At 70.5% G+C, this 18,356-nt stretch carries 16 protein-coding genes; 8 read left to right on the top strand and 8 right to left on the bottom strand.

All coding sequences use genetic code 11. The annotated features are described in order from the left end of the window. Positions 1-2 precede the first annotated feature (2 nt). The gene (recX, locus tag ACOZ38_RS34785) at positions 3-893 is read left to right on the top strand and encodes a recombination regulator RecX (protein ID WP_424535277.1); all 891 of its coding nucleotides are present in this window, start codon (positions 3-5) and stop codon (positions 891-893) included. A gap of 779 nt (positions 894-1,672) precedes the next feature. Next, positions 1,673-2,305, top strand: a complete 633-nt coding sequence (locus ACOZ38_RS34780) for a Uma2 family endonuclease (RefSeq protein ID WP_424535275.1) — start codon at positions 1,673-1,675, stop codon at positions 2,303-2,305. A 192-nt stretch (positions 2,306-2,497) separates the two neighbouring features. Here ACOZ38_RS34780 and ACOZ38_RS34775 read toward each other — a convergent pair whose 3' ends face one another. Further along, positions 2,498-3,463: an LLM class F420-dependent oxidoreductase gene (locus tag ACOZ38_RS34775; RefSeq protein WP_424535274.1), complete on the bottom strand. Its 966-nt coding sequence runs from the start codon at positions 3,461-3,463 to the stop codon at positions 2,498-2,500. Positions 3,464-3,929: 466 nt separating this feature from the next. Here ACOZ38_RS34775 and rny point away from each other — a divergent pair, with 466 nt between their 5' ends. Beyond that, the gene (gene rny / locus ACOZ38_RS34770; protein WP_424535273.1) at positions 3,930-5,549 is read left to right on the top strand and encodes a ribonuclease Y; all 1,620 of its coding nucleotides are present in this window, start codon (positions 3,930-3,932) and stop codon (positions 5,547-5,549) included. Positions 5,550-5,703: 154 nt separating this feature from the next. Here the strand turns inward: rny and ACOZ38_RS34765 are convergent, their stop codons facing one another. The 6 genes from ACOZ38_RS34765 to ACOZ38_RS34740 all read right to left on the bottom strand — a co-directional run bounded on the left by ACOZ38_RS34765 (position 5,704) and on the right by ACOZ38_RS34740 (position 12,026). Further along, positions 5,704-7,611, bottom strand: a complete 1,908-nt coding sequence (locus tag ACOZ38_RS34765) for a S9 family peptidase (RefSeq protein WP_424535272.1) — start codon at positions 7,609-7,611, stop codon at positions 5,704-5,706. Positions 7,612-7,649: 38 nt separating this feature from the next. Then, positions 7,650-8,480 (bottom strand): transporter substrate-binding domain-containing protein, encoded by an 831-nt coding sequence (locus tag ACOZ38_RS34760; RefSeq protein ID WP_424535271.1) that lies wholly within the window; start codon positions 8,478-8,480, stop codon positions 7,650-7,652. A gap of 87 nt (positions 8,481-8,567) precedes the next feature. Then, a complete protein-coding gene (locus ACOZ38_RS34755; RefSeq protein ID WP_424535270.1) occupies positions 8,568-9,443 on the bottom strand; it encodes an amino acid ABC transporter permease in 876 nt (291 codons plus the stop codon). A gap of 70 nt (positions 9,444-9,513) precedes the next feature. Next, the gene (locus ACOZ38_RS34750) at positions 9,514-10,197 is read right to left on the bottom strand and encodes an amino acid ABC transporter permease (RefSeq protein ID WP_424535269.1); all 684 of its coding nucleotides are present in this window, start codon (positions 10,195-10,197) and stop codon (positions 9,514-9,516) included. 61 nt (positions 10,198-10,258) lie between these two features. Then, positions 10,259-11,116 carry a glutamate ABC transporter substrate-binding protein gene (locus ACOZ38_RS34745; protein ID WP_424535268.1) on the bottom strand — a complete coding sequence of 286 codons (858 nt, stop codon included), beginning with the start codon at positions 11,114-11,116 and terminating at the stop codon, positions 10,259-10,261. A gap of 154 nt (positions 11,117-11,270) precedes the next feature. Beyond that, positions 11,271-12,026 carry an amino acid ABC transporter ATP-binding protein gene (locus ACOZ38_RS34740; RefSeq protein WP_405140342.1) on the bottom strand — a complete coding sequence of 252 codons (756 nt, stop codon included), beginning with the start codon at positions 12,024-12,026 and terminating at the stop codon, positions 11,271-11,273. A gap of 200 nt (positions 12,027-12,226) precedes the next feature. Here ACOZ38_RS34740 and miaB point away from each other — a divergent pair, with 200 nt between their 5' ends. Then, complete coding sequence (gene miaB, locus ACOZ38_RS34735) at positions 12,227-13,729, top strand: tRNA (N6-isopentenyl adenosine(37)-C2)-methylthiotransferase MiaB (protein WP_424535267.1); 1,503 nt, start codon at positions 12,227-12,229, stop codon at positions 13,727-13,729. Positions 13,730-13,845: 116 nt separating this feature from the next. Here the strand turns inward: miaB and ACOZ38_RS34730 are convergent, their stop codons facing one another. Beyond that, a complete protein-coding gene (locus tag ACOZ38_RS34730) occupies positions 13,846-14,547 on the bottom strand; it encodes a hypothetical protein (protein ID WP_424535266.1) in 702 nt (233 codons plus the stop codon). 165 nt (positions 14,548-14,712) lie between these two features. Here ACOZ38_RS34730 and ACOZ38_RS34725 point away from each other — a divergent pair, with 165 nt between their 5' ends. The 4 genes from ACOZ38_RS34725 (at position 14,713) to miaA (ending at position 18,353) form a co-directional block, all read left to right on the top strand. Beyond that, the gene (locus ACOZ38_RS34725; protein WP_424535265.1) at positions 14,713-15,903 is read left to right on the top strand and encodes a CAP domain-containing protein; all 1,191 of its coding nucleotides are present in this window, start codon (positions 14,713-14,715) and stop codon (positions 15,901-15,903) included. A gap of 134 nt (positions 15,904-16,037) precedes the next feature. Further along, positions 16,038-16,787: a class III extradiol dioxygenase subunit B-like domain-containing protein gene (locus ACOZ38_RS34720; RefSeq protein ID WP_424535264.1), complete on the top strand. Its 750-nt coding sequence runs from the start codon at positions 16,038-16,040 to the stop codon at positions 16,785-16,787. 121 nt (positions 16,788-16,908) lie between these two features. Next, positions 16,909-17,436, top strand: coding sequence for a methylated-DNA--[protein]-cysteine S-methyltransferase (locus tag ACOZ38_RS34715; RefSeq protein ID WP_424535263.1), 528 nt, complete (start codon positions 16,909-16,911; stop codon positions 17,434-17,436). Then, entirely contained in the window at positions 17,436-18,353 is a 918-nt protein-coding gene (miaA, locus tag ACOZ38_RS34710; protein ID WP_405140336.1) for a tRNA (adenosine(37)-N6)-dimethylallyltransferase MiaA, read from the top strand. Before ACOZ38_RS34715 ends, miaA begins: the two co-directional genes overlap by 1 nt. Positions 18,354-18,356 lie beyond the last annotated feature (3 nt).

The following is an 18,356-nucleotide window of genomic DNA, read 5'->3' as shown; positions in this document are numbered from 1 at the left end:
ACATGCCTGCGAGCGACGACACCCCTGGCCGCCTGCGGCCAGGGGACTGGGGCGCCTGGATCGAGGAGGGTCCCGAAGAGGGGCGCGGCAGCTCCGGCCTCGACGGTCCTGGCCTCGACGGTCCTGGCGGGCGCCGGCGCGGTCGTAAACGACCCCGCGACTCCGCCCACTCACCAGATCCCGACCGACCTCGCCCCTCCTGGGACCCCTGGCCCCAACCCATGTCCGAGCCCCCGGACGGCCCCGAACCCGGGCACAGGTCCAGTCCAGAGGACGGCGGCGCGGGTCGGTCAGGTCGGCCGGGTGGGTCCGGTTGGTCGGGTCGTCGGGCGGGTGGGTTTGCTGGGTTCGATGCGCCGGTCGAGGGGTCGTCGGCCGCCGAGGGCCCTCCGGCGAATCCTGAGGCGGTGGCACGGGCCGTCTGCCTGCGACTGCTCACCATGGCTCCGCGTACAAGGGCCCAGCTCGCCGAGGCGCTCCGCAAGAGGAACATCCCCGACGACGCGGCGGAGTCCGTGCTCGCCCGCTTCTCCGACGTAGGGCTCATTGACGACGAGGCGTTCGCCGAGGCATGGGTGAGCTCTCGTCACGCCGGGCGTGGCCTGGCCCGGCGGGCACTCGCGTCCGAGCTTCGCAAGCGCGGCGTCGATGAGGACACCGTGCGCGACGCGGTCGACCAGCTCGACCCCGACCAGGAGCTGGAGACCGCCCGGCGGCTCGTCGAGCGCAAGCTCCCGGGCACCCGTGGCCTCGAGCCTGCCGCCCGGGTACGCCGGCTGGCGGGCATGCTGGCTCGCAAGGGCTACTCCGGCAGCCTCGCCTACCGCGTCGTACGGGAGGCCCTGGAAAACGAGGGCCAGCCCACCGACGACATCCCCGACGACTTCGAGTAACCCGACCCCACCAAGCCACCGCCCGCGGCACCCGGCCACCCCCTGCGAGTGGTCCAGCGTTGAGCCCACCCAAGAGTTGGGCCGCCTGGAGGAGAGGGGCGAGGGAGTGACGAGCCGGAGGGGGGCCGGTTGGGGACGGCCGGCGGCGGAGGTTCGACGGATCTATTTTCGCCCTCCCGTCGAGCGGTTGGGTGGTGGTCCGGGTGTTGCCCACCCAGGATTTGACCTCATCGAATGCGGCAGGTGAATCACCAGGGCGGGTCTTGGGTCCGTGACTTTCGAAGGATGGCCGGCCGGAGCACGAATGGGGCAAGGGCAAGCGCTGGGAGTGGCATGCGCAAAAGAGGGCAAGCGTTGGGGGTGGCATGCGCAAGAGGGAGAGGGGGGCGTCTCCCATTCGCTGCGCTGGTGTGACCCAGGGTGTGGGTGGGCAGCACACGGATCACCCGTCAATTGGGTGACGGGTGGGCACGAACCCTCCAAGAGGGCTTCAGCACGAGATCGCTAGCCGGTGCCGTCACATGAGGTAGTGGCGACAGAACCCGGCTGAAACGGGGTGCCGCTGGGCAGGCGGCGGGGCCGGTGGCGCCATGCAAAAGGGATCCAGGGACTGATGGGTTCCTTTCCGCTGGGCTGGTGGGGGCCACGGTGTGGGTGGGCAGCACACGGATCACCCGTCAGTTCGGGTGGGCGCAAATTCTCAAGACGACTCCCGCATGAGATCACGGGCTGGGGCGGGGGCTGCTGGTGGCCGGCGTTAGGGGAGTGCTGTTGTCACCGTGCGTGGCAAGATGGCGCTGTCGGGTGATTTCGCGGGAGGAGGAGGAAGCCATATGAGCACGGCGCTTCCTGATTGGTTCTACCCAGGACCTCCCGGCGGCTGGACCGCGGACATGCTCGATCATCTTCCCCCCGACGCGCCCAGGCACGTCGAGCTGATCGATGGGTCACTCATCATGATGTCGCCGCGGAGCGCCTTTCATATGCTCATGCTCCGGCTCTTCGAGCGTGACCTCACACCTCCTGATGATCTTTTCGTGGTCCGGGAGATGAGCGTGACACTGGGTGTGCGGCAACGCCCTGAGCCGGACATCCTGGTCGTGAGGCGCGCCGCGATGGCGAATCTGAGGACGACCTCGTTCGTGCCTGAGGACGTGCACCTGGTGATCGAGGTGGTGTCGCCTGAGTCGGTGGAGAGAGACCGGACCACCAAGCCGATCAAGTACTCCAATGCCGGCATCCGGTATCTCTGGCGTGTCGAGCAGGAGGGCGAGGCGCCGGTTGTCTACACCTTCGAGCTGGAGCCCAGTGTGAAGGCGTATGTGCCGACCGGCATCCATCGCGAGCGGCTCAAGACCGTGGTCGGGTTCGATGTCGACATCGATCTCGACCTTGGCAGGTTCATCCGCTGATCACTCTCGTCCTTCTGCGATGGGCGCGGTGCCGTCCGTCGCAGGACGGCGGACGGCCAGAGGCGGCGAAGGATCACGGGTCGCGGTGGATCAAAGGCGGCGAAGGGTCGCGGGTCGCGGTGGATCAGAGGTGGCGAAGGGTCGCGGGTCGCGGTGGATCAGAGGTGGCGAAGGATCCCTGGTCGCGAAGGATCAGAGGTGGCGGAGGGCGGGGAGGAGTTCTTTTTCGGCCCAGCCCAGGAACTCGCGCTGGTGGTCCGCGCCGGCCTGCACCAGGGCCACGTGGGTGAACCCGGCGTCGGTGAACTCCTTGACCGCCTGCACCACCGCGTCGACGTCCGAGCCGCAGGGCACGTGCTTCGCCACGTCATCGGGCCGTACGAACTGCGCGTAGGCCGCGAAGTTCACCGGGCCAGGCAGCTCCGCCAGCACCTTCCAGCCGGCGGGGAACCACTTCCACAGGCGGTGGGCCCGCTCCTTGGCGGCCTCGGCGTCGGTGTCGTAGGAGACCACGAGCTGGCCGTAGATCGGCTTGTCCGCGCCTCCCGACACCCGGAAGCGCTCCACGAGGTCCGCGTCCGGCTCGGTGGCGATCAGGGCGTCGCCGTACTCCGCCGCGAGGTCCACCGACTGCCGTCCGGAGGCGGCGATGCCGACCGGCACCGGCTCGTCCGGCAGGTCGTAGAGCTTGGCCGAGTCGACGGTGAAGTGATCGCCGCGATAGCTGATGTACTCCCCGCCGAACAGGGCCTGGATGATCTCGATGGCCTCGCCGAACATCTCGTGGCGGATGTTCACCGGGGGCCAGCCGCTGCCGACCACGTGCTCGTTGAGATTCTCTCCCGCGCCGAGCCCGAGCGTGAAGCGTCCGTCCGACAGGGCGCCCATGGTCGCGGCCTTCTGGGCCACCACCGTGGGGTGGTAGCGCATGATCGGGCAGGTGACGTAGGTCATCAGCGGGATGCGCTCGGTCGCCTGCGCGACGGCACCGAGCACCGACCAGGCGTACGGCGAGTGACCCATCTCCTCCAGCCAGGGAAAGTAGTGGTCGGAGATGGTCTCGTAGTCGAACCCCGCGCGTTCGGCGCTCACGGCGTCGTCGACGAGCTGCTTGGGCGGGGCCTGCTCGCACATAAGCGTGTAACCGATCTGTGCCATGGCCGCCCCATACCCGCCCGTCCCGGGATCGTGCCGCCTGCCCGGAAAATCTTCTGAATCCGGCCGTGAGCCAGACGACCGCACCGTCGCAGCCCCACTCACCCCCTTATGATCATATTTCGCTCTTTAGGCTGCATAGCGGGATTTATCGGGCACGAGGGCGCTCGCGGCGACCGTGAACTAGCTCGGGCGAGAGGGCAAAAGTAGCTTGACGGGCGGACTTTGCTTGCTCGTTACCTCTCTGACGCTTAATCTCGACCACAGTGAGGAGTTACTCCGCGCAGTGCGGATTGCCATAACGGTGTATGCCGGACGATCAAGACTGATCTCTCGCAGCGGACAGATGCCTCGGCACCTGGACGTTGGACATATTCGTCTGACCACAATCGCCCGGTCGGACCGGTCCGTGCTGTGCGTGTGACCCCTCGCGTGCTGATGCTCGCGACGCGAGGAGGGGTGGGCGCGCATGAATTCGACAGTCGTGATCATGCTGGCGATAGCCGTTGTCCTGCTGGCGATTGTCGCGATTGTCGCGCTTGCTGTGCTGATACGCCGTACCGGCGGGGACCGGGCCGCCAAGCGTGGACCGTCGCCGGAGGAGGTCGCCGACCTCAACGCCGAGCTCGAGACGGCGCGCCGCGAGGGCGCGGAGATCAGGGTCAAGGCGGAGTCCGACGCGGGGGAAGTGCTCAGGAGGGCCGAAGTCGCCGCCGAGGCCGCCTTACGGATGCGCAAGGAGGTCGAGGAGGAGACCCGCTCGCTCAAGAACGAGCTCAAGGAGCTCAGGGCCGACCTCGAACGCAGGGAGAACCGCCTGGCCGAGCGCGAGCAGCGGCTCGACGAGGAGGCCCGAGGGCAGGCAGAGCGGGGCAGGAAGCTCGCCGAGACCGAGAGCGAGCTCGCCGACCGGCGCGCGGAGCTCGACCAGGTCGAGGAGAAGCGCCGCGAGGTCCTGGAGCGGGTCGCCGGGCTGACCGCCGACCAGGCGAAGTCCGAGCTCGTGATGACCATCGAGAACCAGGCCAAGCGCGAGGCCGCGCTGATCATCCGGGAGATCGAGAGCGAGGCCCGCAAGGAGGGCGAGAAGCGCGCCTGCAAGATCGTCACCCTGGCCGTGCAGCGGGTGGCCACCGAGCAGACGGCCGAGTCGGTGGTCAGCGTCCTGCACCTGCCCGGCGACGAGATGAAGGGCCGCATCATCGGCCGGGAGGGCCGCAACATCAGGGCCTTCGAGTCGACCACCGGCGTCAACCTAATCATCGACGACACCCCGGAAGCCGTCCTGCTGTCGTGCTTCGACCCGGTGCGCCGCGAGACCGGCAGGCTGACCCTGGAGAAGCTCGTCCTCGACGGGCGCATCCACCCGCAGCGCATCGAGGAGGCCTACGAGCGCAGCAAGGACGAGGTGAAGGACCTGTGCGTGCGGGCCGGTGAGGACGCCCTGGTCGAGCTGGGCATCACCGACATGCACCCCGAGCTGATCACCCTGCTCGGCCAGCTCCGCTACCGCACCTCCTACGGGCAGAACGTGCTCAAGCACCTCATCGAGTCGGCGCACATCGCGGGCATCATGGCCTCCGAGCTGCGCCTTGACGCCATGCTGCTCAAGCGCTGCACCGTGCTGCACGACATCGGCAAGGCACTCACCCACGAGGTCGAGGGCAGCCACGCCCTCATCGGCGCCGAGATCGCCCGGCGGTACGGCGAGCACGAGGACGTCGTGCACGCCATCGAGGCCCACCACAACGAGGTGGAGGTCCGCACGGTCGAGGCGGTGCTGACCCAGGCCGCCGACGCGATCAGCGGCAGCCGTCCGGGGGCGCGCAGGGAGTCGCTGGAGGCGTACGTCAAGCGGCTGGAGCGGCTGGAGGAGATCGCCCAGTCGTACGACGGGGTGGAGAAGGTCTTCGCCATGCAGGCGGGCCGGGAGATCAGGGTCATGGTCAAGCCGGAGGCGATCGACGACATCCAGGCCCAGGTGATCGCCCGTGACGTGGCCAAGCAGGTGGAGGAGGAGCTGACCTACCCCGGCCAGATCCGCATCACCGTCGTGCGCGAGTCCCGCGCCACGGAGTTCGCCCGCTGAGCCCCGAGCCCCTGAAAGCCCCTGCGCCATGAGCCACGAGCCCCCGAGCCCCTGAAAGCCCCTGCGCCACGAGCCCCCGAGCCCCTGAAAGCCCCTGCGCCATGAGCCACGAGCCCCTGAGCCCCTGAAAGCCCCTGCGCCATGAGCCCGCCTTTCAGGCGCGGAAGAGCTGCTGGTAGAAGGCCAGCTCGGCGGCGAGGGCGGCGCTCCTGGTCTCGGCTCTGCGGAAGCCGTGTGCCTCCCCCTCGAAGGCGAGGTAGGTGCACGGCACGCCGCGCTCGGTGAGGGCCGCCACGAACGCCTCCGACTGCGCCGGGGGCACCACAAGGTCGTCCTGACCCTGCATCAGCAGCATCGGGCAGTCGACCTGGCCGGACTTCGCCAGCGGCTCCCGTGCGGCGTACAGGAGCGGGTCCTCCGGGCCCACCAGCCACTCGACATAGCGCGACTCGAAGTCGTGCGTCGAGGCGGTGAGGGGCGCCAGCGCGCTGATGCCCGCGATGGAGACGCCGCCGCAGAACAGCCCTGAGGCGCAGCAGGAGGCCATGGCCGTCCAGCCGCCGGCGCTGCCGCCGCGGATGGCGATGCGCGCGGGGTCGGCGTGGCCGTCGGAGAGCAGCCACTCGGCGGCGGCGATGGTGTCCTCGACGTCGATGACGCCCCAGTGCCCCTTCAGGCGGTCGCGGTAGGCGCGGCCGTACCCGGTGGAGCCGCCGTAGTTCACGTCGATGATGCCGATGCCGCGGCTGGTGAGGAAGGCCTTCCGCAGGTCGAGCGCGGTGATGCTGTGCGCCGTCGGCCCCCCGTGCACGAAGACGACGTACGGCGGCGCGGCCTCGCCCGTCCGCACGGCCGGGTTGGCGGGCGGGTAGACGTACGCGTGCACGCGCCGCCCGAACCGGCTGTGGATCTCCACGGACCGGGGGACCGGGAGGTAGGCGACGTCGGGCAGCTCGCCGACGTCGCGCCGCAGCCCTTCGGCCAGCCCGGTGGCGGTGTCCAGCCGCACCACCGAACGGGGGATCGTAGGCCCGTAGGCGATGCCGCACAGGGTGGAGCCGTCGGCGCTGAGGCAGGGCACCCAGCCGTCGTAGGGCAGGTCGGGCTCGGTGAGGACCCCGGTGCGCGGATCGAGGATCGCGAGCCGCATGTCCCCCCGGCCGTGCAGGACCGCGAGCCGGCCGTCGCCGAGGACGGCGTACGGCGCGCCGCCCAGCTCGGTGAGCGCCCAGGCGAACTCCTCCTCGGCGGGGAAGAGCGCCCGCGACGAGGCGCCGTCGAGCCCGGCCTCGTGGAGGTTCCACCAGCCGGACTCGTCGGAGATCAGGTAGAGGGTGTGGTCGTCCTTCCAGCGGGGGGCGAGCACGGACTCCGACGGGCCGCCCTTGACGCGCCACGAATCGCCGCGGTCGAGCCTGGTGACGCGGAGCTCGGTGCCGACCCACGGCATGCGCGGGTGGTCCCAGCAGATGTAGGCGAGATGCTCGCCGTCGGGGGAGATGGCGGGGAAGGCGTAGAAGTCGCTGCCGGTCACCCGCTGCCTGGGCTCCCCGCCACCGCGCAGCGGGACCGACACGATCGACCGGACCACCTTGCCGCCGGTGTGGCGCTCCTGCACGCACCACACCTCGTCGCCGTGGACGACGAGGTCGGCGTAGCGCAGGCCGGACGGCGGCTCGGGCTCGGGGGTGATGGCCAGCGGGCGGGAGCCGCCCGGTAAGCCGTCGGCGGGCACGACGTAGAGCCGCTGGTCGGAGTGGTTGGCGAACACCACCCCCACCCCGGGCGCGACGGCGTACGACCGGCCGCCGTACTCGTGGACGCGGGTGCGGGCGTCCCAGGGGGCGGGAAGCAGCTCGCGGCGGGTGCCGTCGGGGGCACGGTGGACGATGGTGCGCCGCCCGCCTTCGGCGGGGCGATCCTCCTCCCACCAGACCTCCTCGCCCAGGACGGCCGGGTATCCGGGCCGCAGCCCGGCACGGACGACGTCTGAGGTGGAGATCGGCGAGGGCCAGGCACCAAACGGCAAGGCCGGGTGCCCGGACGTGCGCTCGGGGGGCATAGCCGAATCCTGCCGGAAAACACCCCGGCGTGTGACCGCTACGGCGCTGATCGTGTTCTCGAGTACTTCTCCAAAGCGGGTGGAGTCGTATATTTCGCCGCCAGCAGGCCCAGATGATCGATCACCACGCGCCGCCACGTGCCGTCGTCGAACATGGCGCGCAGGGCGTCGTCGACCTGGGTGTGCAGATCTCCGCTGTCCTTACGCACCGCTATGCCGTACTTGTCGCGCGAGAACGTGTGGCCGACGAGCCGGAAGGACCCCGGCGAGGCGCCGGCGAGACCGGAGAGCACCACCGCGTCGTCGGTGACGGCGTGCACCCGCCGGGCGGCGAGCATCCGCACGCAGTCCTCCACGGTCGAGGTGATGAGGAACGCCCGCTGCCACGCCACGCCGAACCTCGCCACCAGAGGGCCGGGGGAGCCGGTGCAGACCCTCTTCTGCGTGAGGTCCCTGAGGCGCCGGATGGACAGATCGCTCGCCCGGGTCAGGATGTCCTGGCCCGAGACCAGGTACGGCCCGGAAAGCAGCCCCACGGCGTCCCGGCGCTTCGCCAGCGGCACGCCCATGGTCAGGTCGGCCTTCGCGCCCGCGGGCTCGGGCCCGAGCTCGACGTAGCTCACCTGGTCGTCGCGGTAGCCCAGCCGCCTGGCGACATATCGGGCGACGTCGATCTCGAACCCGGTGTAGCCGCCGGCCGGGAGGCGGTCGGTGAGCCCCGGCCGGCCGGGGCGCACCCCGACGACCAGGGTGCCGTGGCCGCCTCCGCAGCCGGTCAGGACCGTCGCGAGCGTGAGCAGCAGCGCCGTCGCGAGCAGGGGCCCGCGAGTCGGCGCGGGCGGGGGTGCGGCGGGCGGCGTCCTGCTCATCGCAGTATTGAAGCCGCCTCGCGTGGCCCCCACCCGCGATCAGGTCGAACCTTTACCTGCCCACTCGTCGTACGGCGGGCGCGGTGCTCACTCGGCGCCCGTGCCGACGCCCACGGCGGCAGGCGCGCCGACCACCGTCGCGGTCGTACGGCGGCTGCGCCTGCTCCGCCGTTCCAGCCTGGTGGCGATGTAGCTGAGCACCAGGTTGATCGCGATGTAGACCACCGAGATGACGATCGCGCTCGGGATGAGGTTGCCGAAGTTGGACGGGATCTGCTTGAGCCCGTAGTTCAGCAGCTCCTCGTAGGCGATGACCCACCCGAGCGCGGTGTCCTTGAGCAGGACGACCATCTGGCTCACGATGGCGGGCATCATGGCCGTGGTGGCCTGCGGCAGCAGGATGAGCCGCATGACCCCGCCCTTGCGCAGCCCGAGGGAGTAGCCCGCCTCCGACTGCCCGCGCGGCACAGAAAGGATGCCCGCGCGGAACACCTCGGCGAGCACCGACCCGTTGTAGAGCGTCAGGCCGATGACCACGGCGGCGAAGGCCGGCACGCTGACGGTGTAGCCGCTGATCGTCGCCGGGCCGGCCTGCGCGAAGAAGATCAGCAGAAGCAGCGGGATCGCGCGGAAGAACTCCACCACCGCGCCGGCGGGCATGCGGATCCAGGAGTGCTCCGAGAGCCTGCCCAGCCCGAAGACGACGCCGAAGACCAGCGCGAGCAGGGCCGAGACGACCGCGGCCTGCAGCGTGGCGATGATGCCGGGGATGATCTGCCCGGTCCAGACGTCCCCTCGCAGGAACGGCTCCCACATCTTGCCGGCGAACTGCCCCTTGTCGGCCAGCGCCTTGATCAGCAGGTAGGCGACGGCGAGGATCACCACGGCGGAGACCAGGGTCAGGATGTTGTTGCGCAGACGTGCGCGGGGACCCGGCACGTCGAAAAGGACGTTGGCGCTCACGCGTCCCCCTCCTCTCGTACGGGCTGCCGGGCGGGCGTCTGCCGTACGGGCGTCGATGGCGGGCGGCCGGTCATCGGGTCACCGCCAGCCGCTTGGCGAGCCAGCCGAAGAAGAAGCCGGTGGGCAGGGTGAGCACCATGTAGCCGGCCGCGAACCCGAGGAAGATCGGGAGCGTGCCGCCGTAGTCGTCGAACATCTGCTTCATCACCGCCGACGCCTCGATGTAGCCGGCGACGATGACGATGGTGGTGTTCTTGGTGAGCGCGATCAGGATGCTGCCCAGCGGGGCGATGACCGAGCGGAACGCCTGGGGGAGCACCACCAGCCGCAGGGACTGCAGGAAGGTGAGCCCGATGGCGCGGGCCGCCTCGGCCTGGCCGGTGGGCACGGTGTTCATCCCCGCCCGCAGAGCCTCGCACACGAACGACGCCGTGTACGCCGACAGCCCCAGCACCGCCCACCAGTAGTAGTTCGTGGGCGAGTCACCGGAGAGGGTGAGCTGGAGGGTGTCGCTCAGTCCGAGCGCGCACAGCAGCAGGACGAGGGTGAGGGGGGTGTTGCGCAGGATGTTGACGTAGACGGTGCCGGCGGCACGCAGGACAGGCGTCGGAGACACCCGCATGGCGACCAGGATCGTGCCGAGGACCAGCGCCAGCAGCCCGCTCATGAGGGTCAGGCGGATCGTCGACCAGAAGCCTGTGAGGATCGTACCGAACTGCTGTACCAGGGGACTGAAGTCGAAGAGCGATTCCATCGGGCTCCACCGGAGACGGGGAGCGCCGGTGAGGTGACCTCACCGGCGCTGGGGAAATGGATCAGCTGCAACCCTCTGCGGGCGGCGCGCCCGTCGCCGTGAACTGCAGGCCGGTTCCGCTGAAGTGAGTGTCGAAGATCTTCTGCATCGTCCCGTCCTGGTACATCTTGACGATGGCCTTGTTGACGGCCTCGCAGGTCTCCTTGTCGCCCTTCTTCAGGCCGACGCCGTACTTCTCGTCGGTGAACGGGGCGCCGGTGACCTTGAGCGCTCCGCCCTCACGCTTGGCGAACCCAGCGAGGATGGTGTCGTCGGTGGTCACCGCGTCGATGGCGTTGCCCTTCAGCTTGGTGACGCACTCCTCGTAGGCGCCGGCCGGCACGAGCTGGACGTCGACCGTCTTGTTCTCCTTGTTGGTGCCCTCGGCGATGTTCTTCCAGGAGTTGGAGCCGGTCACCTGGCAGATGCGCTTGCCCTTGAGGCTGTCCAGGGAGGTGATGGAGGTGTCGTCGGCGCGGACGAGCGTGTCCTGGTGGGCGATGTACAGCGGCCCGCCGAAGGTCACCTTGGGCTTGCGCGCCTCGGTGATGGAGTAGGTCGCGACGATCATGTCGACCTGCCCCTGCTGGAGGAAGGTCTCGCGGTTGGCCGAGCGCGCTTCCTTCCAGGTGATGCCGCTCTCGGGGACGCCGAGCTCCTTGGCGATGTACTTCGCCACGTCGACGTCGAAGCCCTCCACTGTGCCGTCGGGCTTCTTCAGGCCCAGGCCGGGCTGGTCGTACTTGACACCGATGGTGAGCTTCTTGTCGTCCTTGGCCTTCTGGAGCGCCGTCGTGGGTCCGCCGCTGCCGCAGGCGGAGAGGCTGCCGGCCAGTGCCGCGGCAGATAGGAGGATGGCCCCGATCTGTCGTGAACGCATATGCGTGTACCTCAGCTTTCTTCGTGTCGAGCGGTTGTCGGCATGGAGTGCTTCAGTGCATCGGGATCAAGGTGCGATCCGTACGTCCGGATCGCCAGGTACAGGTCTCGTACGGACGTCGCGCGACGCACGGGTGCGTACACGGGCGTGCTGGTCAGTGCGTCAGGATCTTGGACAGGAAGTCCTTGGCCCTGTCGGTCCGGGGGTCGGTGAAGAACTCGTCGGGGGTGTTCTCCTCGACGATCTGCCCCTCGGACATGAACACGACACGGTTGGCCGCCCGGCGGGCGAAGCCCATCTCGTGGGTGACGACCACCATGGTCATGCCGTCCCGAGCGAGACCGATCATGACGTCGAGCACCTCCTGGACCATCTCGGGGTCCAGCGCCGAGGTCGGCTCGTCGAAGAGGATCATCTTCGGGTCCATCGCCAGGGCGCGGGCGATGGCCGTGCGCTGCTGCTGGCCTCCGGAGAGCTGGGCGGGATACTTCCCCGCCTGGCTGGCGATGCCGACGCGTTCGAGCAGCTCCATGCCCCGTTTCTCGGCCTGCTCGCGAGAGATGCCGCGTACCTTCACCGGGCCCAGTGTGACGTTCTCCAGGATCGTCTTGTGGGCGAAGAGGTTGAAGGACTGGAACACCATCCCCACGTCCGACCTCAGCCTGGCCAGTGCCTTCCCCTCGGCGGGAAGCGGCTTCCCGTCGAAGGTGATCGTGCCGGAGTCGATCGTCTCCAGCCTGTTCATGGCACGGCACAGCGTCGACTTACCGCCCCCGGAAGGGCCGATCACCACGACGACCTCCCCCCGGGAGACCGTCAGGTTGATGTCCTTCAATACATGAAGGGCACCGAAGTTCTTGTTGACGTTCTCGACTCTGACGAGAGGAGTCGCGTCCCCGTTCTCCGTCATGTTGCACAACGTAGGTGGTCAAGGCCACCGGTCACTAACCAGGCGGTACCGATCGCATCACGGCCTGGTCACGGAGCGGAGCCATGCGGTTCACGAGAGATGGCCGTGACGCTCAGTGATCACGCCTGGAACGTTGCAGGGACCCGCGCGGAACGCGGCGTGCGACGAGCCCCCCGGACCGCCTACCCTTGTTGGTTGAGATGACTGTCACCGAGGAGCGCGCCCGCACGTACGAAGTCCGCACGTATGGGTGCCAGATGAACGTCCACGATTCCGAGCGGCTCTCGGGCCTGCTGGAAGACGCCGGCTACGTCCGGGCCGACGACGGCGACACGGCCGACGTGGTCGTGTTCAACACCTGCGCCGTCCGCGAGAACGCCGACAACAGGTTGTACGGCAACCTCGGTCACCTGCGCCCGGCCAAGATGAGCAACCCCGGCATGCAGATCGCCGTCGGCGGCTGCCTCGCGCAGAAGGACCAAGGCGAGATCGTCCGCAAGGCCCCCTGGGTCGACGTGGTCTTCGGCACGCACAACATCGGCTCGCTCCCTGTCCTCCTCGAGCGCGCGCGCATCGCGCAGGAGGCCCAGGTCGAGATCAAGGAGTCGCTGGAGGTCTTCCCGAGCACGCTGCCGACCAAGCGCGAGTCGCCGTACGCGGCGTGGGTGTCGGTCTCGGTCGGGTGCAACAACACCTGCACGTTCTGCATCGTCCCCGCGCTGCGGGGCAAGGAGAAGGACCGCCGTCCCGGCGACGTCCTGAGCGAGGTCCGCTCGCTGGTCGACCTCGGTGTCCTCGAGATCACGCTCCTCGGGCAGAACGTCAACACCTACGGCGTGGAGTTCGGCGACCGGCTGGCCTTCGGCAAGCTGCTGCGCGCCTGTGGCGACATCTCGGGCCTCGAACGGGTGCGCTTCACCTCGCCGCACCCGGCGGCCTTCACCGACGACGTCATCGCCGCCATGGCCGAGACGCCGAACGTCATGCACCAGCTCCACATGCCGCTGCAGTCGGGCTCCGACCGCGTGCTGAAGGCCATGCGCCGCTCCTATCGGGCCGAGCGCTATCTCGGCATCATCGAGCGGGTGCGCGCCGCCATGCCCGACGCCGCCATCTCCACCGACATCATCGTCGGCTTCCCCGGCGAGACCGAGGAGGACTTCCAGGGCACGCTCGACGTCGTCCGGCAGTCCCGCTTCGCCAACGCCTTCACCTTCCAGTACTCCATCCGCCCGGGCACCCCGGCCGCGACCATGGAGCACCAGGTGCCCAAGGAGGTCGTCCAGGAGCGCTACGAGCGCCTGGTCGCCCTGCAGACCGACATCTCGTGGGCCGAGAACAAGACGCAGGTGGGCCGGCGTCTTGAGGTGCTGGTCGCCGAGGGTGAAGGGCGCAAGGACGGTGCGACCCACCGCATGTCCGGCCGCGCCCCCGACAACCGCCTGGTCCATTTCGTTCCGGCACTGCGCGACGACCTTTCCGGTGGTGAGGTGCCGAGGCCGGGCGACATGGTGACCGTCGAGGTCACCTACGCCGCCCCGCACCATCTCGTCGCCGACGGCCCCGCTCTGGAGCTGCGCCGCACCCGCGCGGGCGACGCGTGGGAGGCCAGGGAGAGCGCCGCCTGCGGCACCGGTGCGGGCGGCGGTTCCGGCAAGCCGGGCGCGGTGTCGCTCGGCATGCCGGCCCTGCGGCGTTCCTGATCCACGTCCGCTCCTCCGGCGTTCCCCGGCACGTGATGCCGGTGCTGTCCTGGTGTACGGGGGGCGGGGCGTGCCGGTTCACCCTCGTTCGGCAACGCCTGCCGTGAGCCGCCGGTTCACCGTGTGCCGCCGTGCCCGCCGAGCAACTGGTCGCAGTAGTCGCGGCGGAAGTCCGTGAAGGTCGCGCAGGGGTTCGGCACCTGGCGCGGCTGCTCGGCCTCGGGCCGCCCCGGCGGTTCGGGCTGCCGGGACGGTCGCGGCGGCTCAGACGGCCGGGACGGCTGCGGTGGTGACCGGCGTGGCCGGGGCTCGGGGGTGGTCGCGGGTGGTTCCGGCCGGTCGGGGAGCAGGTCCATCATGGCCGGGGGGCGTTCGTCCCGCCGGTCGCGGGCCTGAGGAGCTCCCGGTCCGTTCTGCCCGCCCCCGTAGGCGGCATGATCCCCCGGTCGGCGGCCTTCCCGCCCCGTGGCCGGCCGTTCCCCGGCCGGCGCGCTCACCGCGTACGACCCGCCGGGCGCCCGTCCTCGCTCGCCCGGGGAGGCGCCGGTCGAGGGAGCCGGGAGGAACCCCGTCCAGAGGCGCTCGGGCGGCTCGATGCGCGCGATCGAGGCGGCGAGAGCCCCGCGACGTGCGATTTTTTCTTGTTCGAATACTTCGCTCGCCCTGGTCCCGGGCCCGGCCGCCGGGCGGCCGGCCGGCGGACCGGCGGGGTGCGAGATCGACGACGCCGGATCCGTCTTGGGCGCCGGGGATCCGGGGAGCTTTGGAGCGGTGCCAAGGGTGATCCCCACTCCCACCAGGGCGAACACCGCCGTCACCCCGCTTACGGCGGCCAGCGTTCGAAATGAGATCGGTCCAAGAGATGACAAGTCGTGATTCTTCCGTGATTGTGGTGCGGTAATTCGTCCTATGGGGCTAGTGTGACCACCTGCCCGCGGAAGCCGGAGTGCTTTCCCCCCGATAGGCCGCAGGAGTCACCCAATATGGATCGGCACGACCGTCCGTCGCCGGGCCGCTACGACGCGTCCAGCTCACATCTCCCCACCGAATACCTCGCATCCGAGCCGTCCTCCCCCTCGGGCTCGCGCAAACGGACCCTCGTGTTCGCCACCGCCGCCGCCGTGCTGGCGGCCGCCGTCACCGCCGGAGGGGTCGTCACCCTCACGAACCGCACCGCTTCCACCAGCGGTGCGGGCGCCGTGAGCCAGGAGTCCACCGAGAACGGCGCGGGTTCCGACCAGGCGGCGGGCGACGCCGCCGCCGACCCCGGCGACGTGTCCTCCGACCCGAACGACGCCTCCGGCGAGAACGCGGGCTCCCCGGGCTCCGCAGGTTCCTCCGGCTCCGCAGGTTCCTCCGGTTCCTCCGGTTCTTCCGGTGAGCAGGCCGACGGGCCCGGCTCGCCGGTCGGGCAGACCGCGGCGCCCATCACGAACAACGAGAGCACGAAGAACAAGAAGAACACCTCGACGGACACCACCGGCACCGGTGGCAAGGGCGTCACCCCCGACGGCCTCGCCGGGTACGTCGAGCCGAACGGGCAACTGCCCGACAGGTCCTCCGGCCTCGGCCCCGACTTCTTCGACGACATCGGCAGGCTCGCCGCGCCGTCGAGCCCGCCCACGGCCAAGCCGTCGGCGACGCCCACGGCCAAGCCGAGCACGAAGCCGTCGGCCACCCCGAGCGCCAAGCCGTCGGCGAAGCCGAGCCCCAAGCCCAGCACGCCGAAGCCGGCTCCCAAGCCGACCAAGCCGGCGCCCAGCCCCTCCTCGACCGGCAAGGCGTCGGCCGTCGTCGCCGCCGAGGACGAGGTGGCGCGCCTGACCAACGCCGCCAGGCAGGAGCAGGGCTGCGGCCCGCTGCGCATCGACGAGCACCTGCGCAAGGCCGCTCGCGGCCACTCCGACGACATGGCCGCCAAGGGGTACTTCGACCACACCTCGGCCGACGGCCGCTCCCCGTGGGACCGGATCAAGGCCGCCGGGTACAACTCGTCGATGTTCGCAGAGAACATCGCCCGCGGCCAGGCCACCCCTGACGCGGTCGTCAAGGGCTGGCTGAACAGCCCCGGGCACCGCGCGAACATCATGAACTGCAAGCTCAAGGCCATCGGCGTCGGCGTCCACTTCGGTAGCGGCGGCCCCTGGTGGACCCAGGACTTCGGTTCCGACTGATCCGGACGGGCCCTGCGCCGTCCTCCCGGCTTCGCGGGCTTCGACGCCGTCCTCCCCGCTTCGGCGACCATGGCCCGGAGCGCGGGAGGGCGGCCCCGGTCCGGCCGGCGGGCGGGTGGCGTTAGCCTGATCTTGTGCTCGTCGCCGCGGCCGTCTGCCCGCATCCCCCGCTGATCGCCCCCGAGGTCGCGGGAGCGGCGGCGCCGGAGCTCGACGACCTGCGCGACGCCTGCGCGTCCGCGATCCGGTCGCTGGCCGTGTCCCGGCCGGACACGCTGGTCGTGGTGGGCGACGCCGGGGCCACGCGCTCGTACGGGCCGGACGCGGGCGGGAGCCTCGCCCCCTGGGGCGCCGCCGTCCGCGTCGGGCCGGGCGATCCGGTCCTCCCGCTCTCCTTGACCATCGGCCGCCTGCTCCTGGATCTCGCCGGGTCGGGCGCCCCTTCCGGGTACCAGGCGGTGGCCGCCGACGCCCCTGTCGAGGCGTGCTCGCGGCTCGGCGCGGCTCTGGCGGGCCGCGGGCGGCGGGTCGCGCTGCTCGTCATGGGGGACGGCTCGGCCAGGCTCACGGTGAAGTCACCCGGCTACTTCGAGCCCGGCGCCCTTCCGTACAACGAGGCGCTCGCACGGGCGCTGGGCGGCGCGGACGCACCGGCACTGGCGGACCTCGACCCCGAGGAGGCCGCCGAGCTGTGGGTGGCGGGCCGCGCGGCGTTCCAGGTCCTCGCCGGCGCGGCCCTGGCGGGTCACGAAGCCACCGGCCACGCGGCCGGAGCGGGTCAGGAGGACTCCGGGAGCGGGTTCCTCGGGGAGTTGCTCTACGACGGCGCGCCCTACGGCGTCGGCTACCTGGTGGCCCGCTGGAGCCGGCGCGATCCGTCGTGACCCGTGGTCATCAGGCGGGCCGGCGGGATCGGGATGGGACCACCCCCGGCCGTGGTTACGGTGGAAGGACGGGCGCGGCACTCGCCGCGCCGACGACCAGCGCGCGATTGGACATGATCGGATGGTAGACGTCGCCTTCGGCAGCGTGCCGACGCCTCTCGGCGACGTGCTGGCGGCCGTCACCCCGGACGGCGTGGTCGCGACGGAGTTCCGCGATGGCGACGCCGCCCGGCGGAGGCTGCTCGGCCGCATCGGCCTGCCCGCCGTGGACGATCCGGCCCGTACGGCTCACGCCCGGGAGGAGCTGGCCGCCTACTTCGCGGGCGAGCTGCGCCGGTTCACCGTGCCCGTCGACTGGCGGCTGGCGTCCACGCTGCAACGGCGGGTGCTCGGCACGCTGTACGAGACGATCCCGTACGGCAAGGTGACGACGTACGGCGACCTGGCGGAGACCAGCGGCGCGGGCGTGCCCGCCCGTGCCATCGGGTCCATCATGGGCAGCAACCCCGTCCCGATCATCGTCCCGTGCCATCGCGTCGTCGCGGGGAACGGGCTCGGGGGGTTCAGCGGCGGCGACGGGGTCGACTCCAAGCGCTGGCTGCTGACCCTTGAGGGCTATCTGCCGCCGACCCTCGACTGGGAGCTGTAGTGGAGCGCGAGTACGGCGGGCCGCCGGTCGTGGCCGTCGTCGGGCCGACCGCCGCGGGCAAGTCCGACCTGGCCGTGGACCTCGCGCTGCGCCTCGGAGGCGAGGCCGTCAACGCCGACTCCATGCAGCTCTACCAGGGCATGGACATCGGCACGGCGAAGCTCTCGCCCGCCGAGCGCCGCGGCGTCCCCCACCACCTGCTCGACGTCTGGCACATGACCGAGACGGCGAGCGTCGCCGAGTACCAGCGGCTGGCCCGCCCGCTGATCGACGGCCTGCGCGCCAGGGGAGCGGTGCCGATCCTGGTGGGCGGTTCCGGCCTCTACATCCGCGCGGCCCTGGACGATCTGGAGTTCCCCGGCACGGACCCCGGCATCCGGGCCAGGCTGGAGGCCGAGCTCGACGTAGCCGGTCCCGAGACCCTCCACCAGCGGCTCAAGGAGCTTGACCCGGTGGCGGCCGAGGCCGTCCTGGCGAGCAACGGCCGCCGCATCGTGCGCGCGCTCGAGGTGATCGAGCTCTCCGGCCGGCCCTTCTCCGCCACGATGCCGTCCTACGACGCGGTCTACGAGAGCGTGCAGATCGGCGTCCAGGTGCCGAGGCCCCTGCTCGACGAGCGCATCGCCGTCCGGGTCGACCGGATGTGGGAGGCGGGGTTCGTCGAGGAGGTGAGGGTCCTCGCCGGCCAGGGGCTCGCGAGCGGCCGCACGGCCAGCAGGGCGCTCGGGTACGCCCAGGTGCTGCGCTTCCTCGCGGGGGAGTGGACCGAGGACCGCGCCCGCGAGGAGACCGTCAGGGCGACCCGCAGGTTCGCCCGCCGCCAGGAGTCGTGGTTCCGGCGCGACCCTCGGGTGAGATGGCTGCCCTTCGACGCCCCTGACCTGCTCGAACAGGCTCTGGAGCTGGTCGCGGGGTAAGAT

It is taken from the genome of Sphaerisporangium viridialbum (assembly GCF_049674955.1).
In the GTDB taxonomy this organism is placed as follows: domain Bacteria; phylum Actinomycetota; class Actinomycetes; order Streptosporangiales; family Streptosporangiaceae; genus Sphaerisporangium; species Sphaerisporangium viridialbum.
The sequence above is the reverse complement of the archived record's forward strand: the minus strand, read 5'-3'. Positions and strand labels throughout refer to the sequence as shown.